Here is a 10,612-nt window from a genome sequence, read left to right on the forward strand (position 1 = left end):
GAAGCCCCTGGCGCCACCACGCTGCCGCCCGCCCGGCGCCCACGCTGGCGGCCATCTGGTGCTGGGCCTGGCCGGCGCTGCCAGCCTTGTCGCCAGCGGCTATTGGTGCCTGATCGCCTCTGACCTCTATGTTTCGGAAACCGACGTGGTCGTGCAGCGGGCTGACATGGGCGCGATCGATCCGGGCGGGCTGAGTGGCCTGCTGTCGGGCCTGGCTGGCGCGGGCGGCGGCAATCGCAATGACCAGATGCTGCTGCGCAACCACCTGCTTTCGCAAGACATGCTCGCCCGGCTCGACGCCCGGCTGCACTTGCGCGCGCACTATGCCGATCATCGCCACGACTGGCTTTCGCGCCTCGGCGCCGCCAACGCGCCGATGGCGCGCTTTCGCGATTACATGAAAGCGCGCGTCCGCGTCGATTATGACGACAATGCCGGCGTGCTTCATGTGGAGGCCAGCGCCTATGACCCGGCCACGGCGCAGGCGATCGTGGCGGCCATGCTGCACGAAGGCGCCGCTTTCATGAACGCCAACGATCACCGCCTGGCCCAGACCCAGGTGGATTTCCTGGCCAGCGAAGCGGCGCAGATGGGCAAGCGCAACCAGCAGGCCCGCCAGGCCGTGCTCGATTTTCAGAGCAAGGAAGGCATGGTGTCGCCCGATGGCACGCTCGATGCCGTGGCCGGCACGATTGCCCAGCTTGAAGCGCGCAAAAGCGCCTTGCAGACGCAATTGGGCACGTTGGAAGCCTACCTGGTTTCGGCCCATCCCGACGTGGTGGCCGTGCGCCAGCAGATCGGTGCGATCGATACCGAACTGGCGCGCGAACGCGCCCGCGCCGCCGCGCCCGAGCCGGGCGCGCTCAACCGCCGGGCTGATGCGTTCCGCCAATTGCAGCAGGAAGCGCAGTTCAGCCAGTCGCTCTACCAGACGACGCTGGCCGCGCTGGAAAAGGGGCGGATCACCGCGATGCAGGCGATGAAGCAAATCTCGGTGGTCCAGGCGCCAACCCTGCCCGAATATCCCGCGCGCCCGCGCCGGCTCTACAACGCCCTGGTCTTCACGCTCGCCGCGTTTCTTGCTGCGGCCATTGCACTGCTGCTGGTGTCGGTGGTGCGCGACCACGTCGACTGATCTTTCCCACCCTTCGGTTTGCCAAAAAGGAGCGCCTACCCATGCGCCGCACCTGCCGCCCCATGCCCAGCCCTGGTCGGCTGGCGCTGGGCCTTTCGCTCGCCTTCACCGCCCTGGCCGCGCCTTTGCCAGCCCTGGCGCAGGGATTGCCGCCTGGCGTGATGGGCCAGATGCTGCAAAGCGCCGATCCGGCCACGCTGGCTGCCATCGCCAATGCCATGGGCAATACCGGCGGTAGCGGCACCAGCCTGCCCGCCATGCCGCTTGCCGTGCCGACCGCCAGCCCCAATCCCGCGCAGCCGGTGCCGGTGGATGGCGCGGCCCCTTCCGTGGCGCCGGGCAATACGGCCGCTTCCGGGCAGTATGTTGCCAACGCGATCAGCCCGGTGTTCGGTGCACAGCTGTTCACCGGCGCGTTTGCCCGCGCGGGCGCAGCGCATTTCAACCCGGATTACGTGATCACCCCGGGTGACCAGGTAGTGCTGCGGCTGTGGGGTGCATTCCAATATGCCCAGGTCCAGACCGTGGACCCGCAGGGCAACGTGTTCCTGCCCAACATCGGCCCGATCCATCTGGCCGGGGTGCGCAACCAGGATTTGCAACGCGTGATCACCGGGGCAGCGGCGGGCACGTTTCGCAGCAACGTCTATGTCTATGCCTCGCTGGCAGAGGCGCAGCCGGTGCGGGTGTTCGTCGGCGGCTTCGTGCGGCGACCGGGGCTCTATGATGGCACCAGCATGGACGGCTTGCTGCACTATCTCGATGCGGCCGGCGGCATCGATCCCGATCGCGGCACGTTCATCGATGTGGAGGTCAAGCGCGGGGAGCAGGTGCGCGCGCACGTGAACCTCTACCAGTTCCTTTTTCGCGGGGTGATGCCGCCCTTGCCACTGGCCGATGGCGACGTGATCTTTGTCGGCCCGCGCCAGCAGACGGTGACGGTGCTGGGCCTGGCCAACAATGCCAATGTCTTTGAATTTCCGCGCAATGCCCATCCCACCACGGCCGATGTCGCCCTGCTCGCCGGGCCGCAGCCGGTTGCCACCCACATGCGCATTACCCGCGCCACTGGGCCGATCCGCAATGTCGACTATCGCCCACTGGGCGAGGCCGGCGCCCTGCCGGTGGGCAATGGCGATACCATCGAGTTCACCTCGGACCAGAAAAACGGCACGATCACCGTGCGGATCGAGGGAGAGCATGAAAGCCGGCAGGAATATGTGCTGCCCTATGGCGCGCACCTGGGCGACTTGTTGCGCCAGATCCGCTTTTCCGAGCGATCGGATGCGACCAGCATCCAACTGTTCCGGCAAAGCGTGAAGGACCGCCAGAAGACCATGCTCGACGCCAGCCTGCACAGCCTGGAGCAGGCGGCGCTGACCGCGCGATCGGGCACCAACGATGAAAGCCAATTGCGCCACAACGAGGCAGACCTGATCCTGCAATGGATCGACCGCGCGCGGAAGGTGCAGCCATTGGGCCAGGTGGTGATCGGACAAGGCCCCGCGCGCGATGACCTGCTGCTGGAAAACGGCGATCTGCTGCGCGTGCCGACTCGCGATGGGCTGGTGCTGGTGAGCGGGGAAGTGCTGTTCCCCAATGCCGTGGCCTGGCAGGCCGGGCTCGACGCCACCAGCTATGTCGAGCGGGCCGGCGGCTTTACCCAGAAAAGCGCCGCACGCCGGATCGTCGTGGCCCATGCCGATGGCAGTTTCGAGGAAGTGGCCGCGCAAAGCCGCGCGGTGCGCAGTGGCGATGATCTGCTCGTGCTGCCGCGCATCGACACCAAATCGCGCCAGATCCTCAAAGACATGACGCAGATCCTCTATCAGATCGCGGTTAGCGCCAAAGTGGTGCTAGGGCTTTGATCCTCGCTGTGTTTTTTGCTGTTCATGACTGGCGCGCGGCCCCTATGCTGGGTGCCTCAGCCCGCCGGAGACCGCATGATCGCCGCATTGCCACCGACGATCGAACCGGCCGTTCCGGCAGTATCGGCCACGACGCCAGTGCCGGTGCCGCCAGCGGCCGACGTGATCGAGGTGACCGCCGCGCGCACGCCCGCCACCCTGCATATCGACCGGCGCACCTACCAGGTGCAGCAAACCCCGCAATCGGCGCAGAAGGATACGCTGCAATTGCTGCGCGGGCTGCCCGCCGTGACGGTAACCCCTGATGACCAGATCCTGTTGCTGGGCGCCGGGAACGCCAGGATCTATGTCGATGGGCATCCCTACGCCGGCAATGCGCAGCAATATCTGCGCACCCTGCACGGCAGCGATATCGCGCGGATCGAGGTGATCACCAACCCTTCGGCGCAGTTTTCCGCCGAAGGCACAGGCGGCGTGATCAATCTTGTGCTGCGCGAGACACAGCGCACCGGCTGGTCGGGTAATGCCAGCGTGGAAACCTCCAGCTATGGCCATGGCCTGCTCGATACGACGCTGCATTACCGACGCGGGCGGTGGAGCTATGAACTGAAAGCAGGCGGCAACATCGGCACGATGGTGCGCGCACACGATGCCGCCAGCCGCCGCGTCGAGTCCGATGGTGGCGGTGCGGCCACGGCCTATACGCGATCGGGGCAGACCGATACCGGCGGCACCGACGGCCGGCTAAGCGGCAAGGCGACCTACGAGATCGACGCCAAGACCACCGTGTCGCTGGGCCTGGGCGGTGGAGGCGGCCACGATATCACCCACACCCGCGCCAGCTATCAGGGCCTCACCCCCGATTTCAGCAGCTTTGCCGAAACCCGGCGGTTGAGCAGCATGGCCAGTTTCCTGACCGGCGAACTCGATGTCGATCATCGCGGCACGCGCGAGGGGGAGACTCTCACCGCCACGGCGCAGCTCTATACCAACCCCGTGGTGCGGGATGAAACCGTGGCCCGGTTCAGCAACGGCGGTGGCTTTGCCACGGTCTTGCGCAATCCCACCACCACGATCGACGGGCAGGTGGACTGGAAGCACCCGATCGCCGCGCACCGGTTGCTTTCGCTGGGCACCAGTTGGCACCGCGACAGCACATCGCAGGCCTATTCCCTGAGCAGCGAGGCAAGCGACGGCGCACCGGCAACCCTTGCCAACGATCGCTTTGCCGGGCGCAGCACCACGCTGGCGGCCTATGCCACGCTGCAGCAGACGCTGGGCAAGCTGACCATCGCCCCCGGTCTGCGCGCCGAACGCAACGTGCGCCAGATCGACAGCCCGGGTGAAGACCGCCTGGTGCTTGGCCGCACCGCCGTTTTTCCCAGCCTGCATATCCAGTTCGCGAGCAGCAAGATGCTGACCCTGGCGGCCAGCTACAGCCAGCGGATCGAGCGGGCACCGCTCGACTATCTGCGCCCCTATACCGTGGTCGAAGACCCGCTCACCCTGTTCCAGGGCAACCCTGCGTTGCAGGACCAGACCACCGCATCGTGGGAAGGCAGCCTGCAATACCGGCGCGGCGCGATCGAAACCAATCTCACTGCCTATTGGCGCACGACCAGCAATGTGTGGAGCACGACCTATGCCGCCACCGCGGCAGGGGCGAGCATCTATGGCTATGTCAATGCCGGCCGCAGCCGCAGCGCCGGCGCGCAGTTCGATCTGAGCGCGCCGCTGCTGCGCCATGTCAAGCTCAGCGCCAGCGCCAACCTGTTCGACCAGCGCAACCCGATCGATGTGCCGGGCGGGCAGCAGTTGCTGCACACCATGCGCGCCAGCACCAACGGCACGCTGGAATGGAGCGGCACCGCGCGAGGCGACGTGCCGGCTGACGTCGCGCAGTTGCAATGGTCGTACAACAGCCCGTCGCGCGACTGGCAGGTACGCAGCGCCGCCTGGGGCGAAGCAAGCATGGTCATGACCCACAGTTTCGATCGCACGCTATCGCTGTCGGCCACGCTGCGCGTGCCGGGCCGCACGCGCCAGGAACTCTCTGCGCCGCTCGTGCAGGGAACATCGTGGCGCCAGCGCACAACGGAATTTCAGCTCAAGCTGCTCAAGACATTGGGCTGATGCCTGCCGCTATCACGCCTGATCCGGCAGCGCGCGATAGCGGAAGGCACGGAACACCACCTGCCCCTTGCCGGCGGCAAACAGCGCGGGACGCAGGCTGAGCAGATTGTCGAGCGTGTTGGCATTGTACCCCTCGACATAGCTGCGCACGCCATGGCGCGTCCAAGCCTGGCCATCGAGGCTGTAGTAGAAGGTCACTACCTGCCGTTCGTTGGTAATGCGCATGTGCAGGCGGCGCGTGGGCGGCGCCGGTTCCTGCCAATAGGTGGGCTTGCCGCCCCGATAGCTGATCATGCGCCGTCCATCGATGCCCATGCCCAAGAACAGCCGGTCATCGAAGAACAGCAGCAGGCCACCATGCGTTTCGCCTTGCAGTTCGACATCCACCTCGATCGCATAGGCGCGGTCCCCCACTTGCTGGGTCAGCACCGTGGCATCCTGCGGACTGCTGCCCTTGGCAGCCAGCGCCAGGCTGTTGCCAGACACCTGCACGCGCGCGCTGTCCGAGGGCGCGCTGGCATAGAGCGACCACAGGCGACCGAGTCCATCGGCGGCAAAGTCGTCGGAATGCGCAAGGCCATGAGGCAACGCCTGGCCGCCAGGCTTGGCCAGCGGCTGTGAAAGGTCACCCCCGGTGGCGCGGAACCAGCCATCGGCGGTCCATTCGATGGGCTCCAACAAGGTTTGCCGGCCCAACGTGAGATAGCCGTTTTCATAACCGTGATAGACCATGAACCAGCGCCCGCCCGGCCCTTCCACGACGGTGGCATGGCCGCGCGACCACCACGGGTCGGCATCCGATGCGGCGCGCACGATCGGGTTGTGCGGGCAATTCTCCCAGGGTCCGTTGATCGATCGCGACCGTGCGACCGCAACCATGTGCCCTGTCGCCGGGCCACTGGTGCCACCCACCGCGTTGACGAGGTAGAACCACGGCCCACGGCGAAACAGCTTGGGGCCTTCGGGAGACCACGCCTCGGTGATCCAGTCATCGGGATAATGCCATGCCTGGTAGGCGGTTTCGACCGGGCCAGCGGTGGCCAAGCCATCGGCAGTCAGGCGCACCCGCTTGCCACCATTGAAGAACAGGTAGCGGTGGCCATCCTCGCCCACGACATGGCCAGGATCGATCAGTTCGCCGATCCCAAGATCGATGGGATCGCTCCACGGCCCCTCCATCGACGGCGCGTGGATGACGTAGATATTGGCAAAACTCGCGAGCGGCGGTGACCACGGCGCCTTCATGAACGGGATGTAGATGAAATAGCGATCGCCATGCTTGGCAATATCGACCGCGAACACGGTGCCCAGCGGCTTGGTCAGGGCCGGGCCGAGCGGGCGCCAGTTCACCAGATCGCGCGAATGCCAGATCAGCAGCCCGGGCGCCGCATCGAACGACGAATGCGTCATGTAATAATCATCGCCGTCCTTCAGCACCGAAGGATCGGGATAGTCGCCCGCCAGGATGGGGTTGAGGTAGCGCCCATCACCCATGTCGGCCTTGCGCTGACCCTCAATGCCGCGCGGCCAGGCAGGCCGGAACGACTGGCCGCAGGCACGCCGGTCGTCGGTTGCCAGCGCCTGCCCCGACGCCGCGCCCGCCCCGACGCCCGAGCCTGCCACGGCACTGGCGAGCGCGAGCTTGATGGTTGCGCGGCGGGTTTGCATTGGCCTCTCCAAATTAGAATTATCATACCTGTATGAACTGGGCGCTGGCGCATGGCAAGGTGGCACCAGGCGTGGCTGGCCGGAGGGGCGGGCCGGTATAGCGGCCATGACCAAATTGTCATGGAACACATCCTCCACCCCGCGCTTTATCGCCGCAAAGGAGATTTCTCGATGCGCAAGGCTCTGGTTCTGATCGCTGCGATGGCTGCCACTGCGACCGTTTCGGTCCAGCCGGCCATGGCCAAGGGATGCATCCGCGGCGCCATGGCCGGCGGCGTTGCCGGTCACTTCGTTGGCAAGGGCCATGCGCTGGCCGGTGCTGCGGCAGGTTGCATCGTTGCCCATCACCACTATGCCAAGAAGGCCCGTGAAGCCAAGGCCGCTGCGCACGCAGGCCATCCGGGTTGAAGATCACCCCGGATCGCCGGCATGCCGCGCTAGAGGCGCGCCGGGCGCTGAAAATGGCGCGCTCGGTGCACGCCTATGTGCGCGGCAATACGGCACAATTTTATGAATGGCTGGAAGCCTCGCCGGTTATGGCCAAAGTGCCGGTGGGGCCGAAGGTGTGGATCTGTGGCGATTGCCATCTTGGCAATCTCGGGCCGCTGGCAGATCGGCACCACGATTTCGCCATCCAGATCCGTGATCTTGACCAGACGGTGATCGGCAATCCGGCGTTCGATCTTATTCGCCTGGGCCTTTCGCTGGAAACGGCGGCGCGCAGCTCAGACCTACCGGGCATTGTAACCGCGCAGATGCTGGCCGCGATGATCGACGGCTATTCCCGCGCGCTTTCCCCCGAACCGGAAGACGATCCCACCGAGCCAAAGGTGGTGCGCGCGGTGCGTCGCCGTGCGGCCGGGCGCAAATGGCGCCATCTTGCCAACGAGCGGATCGACGGCCCCACGCCCAGCCTGCCGCTGGGCAAGCGTTTCTGGCCCTTGGCGGCGGCCGAACGCGACGCCATTACCGCCCTTTTCGACGATCCAACCGTGCGCACCAAGGCGCTGGCCCTGGCCGGGCATGCCGGCGATGGGCGGGTGCGCGTGCTGGATGCGGCCTATTGGCGCAAGGGGTGCAGTTCGCTGGGCCGGCTGCGCTATGCCGTCGTGCTTGGCGTTGGCGCGCAGGACAAGGGCCCGGAATACCTGGCGCTGGTGGATATCAAGGAAGCGGTGCATTCCGTGGCGCCAGTTGCCGATGGGGTGGCGATGCCCAGCAACCCGGCCGCGCGCGTGGTTGCGGGGGCTTGTGCGCTGGCGCCCAATCTGGGGGAACGGATGATCCCGGCCCATCTCTTGGGCAAGCCCGTGGTGCTGCGCGAACTGGCGCCGCAGGACCTCAAGATCGAGGTGGAGCAGTTCTCGCGCCGCCAGGCCGTGTCGGCGGCATCCTATCTCGCCTATATCGTCGGCATGGCCCATGCCCGGCAGATGAGCGACGATGTGCGCCGCGCTTGGCAAGACGCATTGCAACCAGCCCCTGCCGACGACCAGGCGCCATCGTGGCTGTGGCGCAGCGTGGTCGATCTCGCCGCCCGGCACGAGGCGGGCTATCTCGACCATTGCCGCCGCCTCGCGTGATGCGGCGCCACTGACGCGGCCTGAGCGTCCCCCGGAAAACTTGAATCCGCAGCGATTCCCGCCCTGTGGCGCGGGTGAAATCGTGCGCCAGCGTTATGCATGCAGCGGGTCGCATCCGAAACGAAGTTAAATACTCAGTATTTGTGCGGATGGCGCTTTAGCCGCGTCCGCGATTGATTGCTTCCGGAGGTTTCTGGGCTCGCGAGGCGGGCGGAACTGGGGAATGATCCTTTCACCGGCAGCATCACGCCGCCGATCACTCGCAATACGGTCGCCCGCGCGGCGGTGGCTCCGGTCTGCCATCCACTGGCCGAACCACCGTCCGCCATGGCGGCCCACTGCGCACCGGTTTCGCGGCTTTGGCCGGGCGTGCCGCCATCGGCATTCCGGCCAAGGCCCGGGGCTCTGCAATCTTAAGGCTTTTGCCACGGGATATCACGTAGGAAAGGGGGCATGCGCCATGGCCACTGCGGCGCCTTTGAGGGATGAAACCGAAGAGATGATGACCCCAGCCCACCGCTTCAAGCGGGTTTCCGTGATCGGCCTTGGCTATATCGGCCTGCCGACGGCCGCCGTCTTCGCCTCGCGCGGGATCGAAGTGATCGGTGTGGACGTCAACGAAATCGCCGTGCAGACGATCAACAAGGGGCGCATCCACATCGTGGAGCCCGATCTTGACATGGTCGTCCACGCAGCAGCGCGCGAAGGTCGCCTGCGCGCCACGCTGCGCCCCGAACCGGCCGATGCCTTCCTCATCGCCGTGCCCACGCCGTTCCGCGATGGGCACGAACCGGACCTTTCCTATATCGAGGCGGCTGCCAACGCGATCGCCCCGGTTTTGGCCAAGGGCAACCTGGTGGTGCTCGAATCCACCTCGCCGGTCGGCACGACCGAGCAGATCGCCGCGTGGCTGGCGCAAGCACGGCCCGACCTGACTTTCCCGCAAGATGCGGGCGAGGCGGCAGACATCGCCGTGGCCTATTGCCCCGAACGCGTGCTGCCCGGGCATGTCCTGCGCGAACTGGTGGAGAATGACCGCGTGATCGGCGGCCTCACTCCGCGCTGCTCGGCCGAGGCGGTTTCGCTCTACAGCACGTTCGTGAAGGGCGAATGCGTGGTGACCAGCGCGCGCACGGCGGAAATGTGCAAGCTGACCGAAAACGCCTTTCGCGACGTGAACATCGCCTTTGCCAACGAACTGTCGATCATCTGCGACAAGCTGGACATCAGCGTGTGGGAGCTGATCCGGCTGGCCAACCGCCATCCGCGCGTCAACATCCTGCAGCCCGGCCCGGGCGTGGGCGGACACTGCATCGCGGTGGACCCGTGGTTCATCGTCAACCGCAGCCCGGAAGAGGCGCGGCTGATCCACACCGCGCGCCAGGTCAACGACAGCAAGCCACACTGGGTGGTTGAAAAGGTGCTGGCCGCCGCCCGCGCCGTCGCCGCGCGCAAGGGCTGCACGCCCGATCAGGTGCGCGTCGCCACCTTTGGCCTCGCCTTCAAGCCCGATATCGACGATCTGCGCGAAAGCCCGGCGGTGGATATCGTGAAAGACCTGTCCACCCATTTCACCCGGCCCTTGCTGGTCGTGGAACCCAACATTGCCGTGCTGCCGCCCGCGCTGGCGGCCTGCGGCGTGGAACTGATCGATGGCTTTGCCGCCCTCGACCAAGCCGATGTCTGGACCCTGCTGGTTGACCATCGCCCGTTCAAGACCGTTTCGCCCAAGCGGCGCGACGGGGTGGAGATCGTCGACGCGCGCGGGATCTGGACGGACTGAGCACCCGATCCGCAAGGCCTGCTGTCTTATACGCAGCCGGGCCGGCGGATGACGCGGCCAAGGTGGCGCCATGCCACCGCTACCGGCCATGCGTTTCGGATCGGGTGTTCGCCACAGCTATGCTCGCCCCGCCTCGCCGGGGCGCCGTGGGGAGCCGATGACCGACACGCAAACCCTTGCCCATGCGCTGCCCGCGCCATCATGCCCTGCACCCGCGCTGGCAACGGCATCGGCACTGGCCCTGTCACCAGCGCTGGGCCAGGAAAGCGGGGTCATGCAAGGCGGCAATGACGGCGCCGGTATCTCCCCCGGCGATGGCGACCACAGCGACGCTGCCGCAGATGCCGCCGCCGCTCCGTGCGTCAACCGTGGCGACAGCGCGGCACTGCTCGCAGCCGATCTCGCCGCCCATGCCGCAGAGGCGGCAGCGTGGCGCGCCGCC

General features: G+C 66.4%; 8 protein-coding genes. 7 read left to right on the top strand and 1 reads right to left on the bottom strand.

Annotated elements, in window-relative coordinates; translation table 11 throughout:
• The 3 genes from H926_RS32915 to H926_RS0101805 all read left to right on the top strand — a co-directional run.
• Positions 1-1,135, top strand: a 1,135-nt coding sequence (locus H926_RS32915) for a chain-length determining protein (protein ID WP_022674772.1), incomplete at its 5' end; no start/stop codon positions are given.
• A 41-nt stretch (positions 1,136-1,176) separates the two neighbouring features.
• A complete protein-coding gene (locus H926_RS0101800) occupies positions 1,177-3,003 on the top strand; it encodes a polysaccharide biosynthesis/export family protein (protein ID WP_022674773.1) in 1,827 nt (608 codons plus the stop codon).
• Between the two features lie 75 nt (positions 3,004-3,078).
• The gene (locus H926_RS0101805) at positions 3,079-5,136 is read left to right on the top strand and encodes a TonB-dependent receptor (protein ID WP_022674774.1); all 2,058 of its coding nucleotides are present in this window, start codon (positions 3,079-3,081) and stop codon (positions 5,134-5,136) included.
• 12 nt (positions 5,137-5,148) lie between these two features.
• On the opposite strand, the gene H926_RS0101810 is transcribed toward H926_RS0101805, so the two are convergent.
• Positions 5,149-6,804 (bottom strand): family 43 glycosylhydrolase, encoded by a 1,656-nt coding sequence (locus tag H926_RS0101810; RefSeq protein WP_022674775.1) that lies wholly within the window; start codon positions 6,802-6,804, stop codon positions 5,149-5,151.
• A 171-nt stretch (positions 6,805-6,975) separates the two neighbouring features.
• Here H926_RS0101810 and H926_RS0101815 point away from each other — a divergent pair, with 171 nt between their 5' ends.
• From H926_RS0101815 to H926_RS0101830, 4 genes are all read left to right on the top strand, one after another.
• Positions 6,976-7,212: a hypothetical protein gene (locus H926_RS0101815; protein WP_028657447.1), complete on the top strand. Its 237-nt coding sequence runs from the start codon at positions 6,976-6,978 to the stop codon at positions 7,210-7,212.
• Positions 7,209-8,387 carry a DUF2252 family protein gene (locus H926_RS0101820; protein ID WP_022674777.1) on the top strand — a complete coding sequence of 393 codons (1,179 nt, stop codon included), beginning with the start codon at positions 7,209-7,211 and terminating at the stop codon, positions 8,385-8,387. The genes H926_RS0101815 and H926_RS0101820 overlap by 4 nt, the downstream gene beginning before the upstream one ends.
• A 502-nt stretch (positions 8,388-8,889) precedes the next feature.
• A complete protein-coding gene (gene wecC, locus H926_RS0101825) occupies positions 8,890-10,170 on the top strand; it encodes a UDP-N-acetyl-D-mannosamine dehydrogenase (RefSeq protein ID WP_043607406.1) in 1,281 nt (426 codons plus the stop codon).
• A gap of 70 nt (positions 10,171-10,240) precedes the next feature.
• Positions 10,241-10,612: hypothetical protein (locus H926_RS0101830; protein WP_202804664.1), on the top strand; the 372-nt coding region annotated here is incomplete at its 3' end.

The organism is Novosphingobium sp. B-7, assembly GCF_000410615.1.
Taxonomy (GTDB): domain Bacteria; phylum Pseudomonadota; class Alphaproteobacteria; order Sphingomonadales; family Sphingomonadaceae; genus Novosphingobium; species Novosphingobium capsulatum.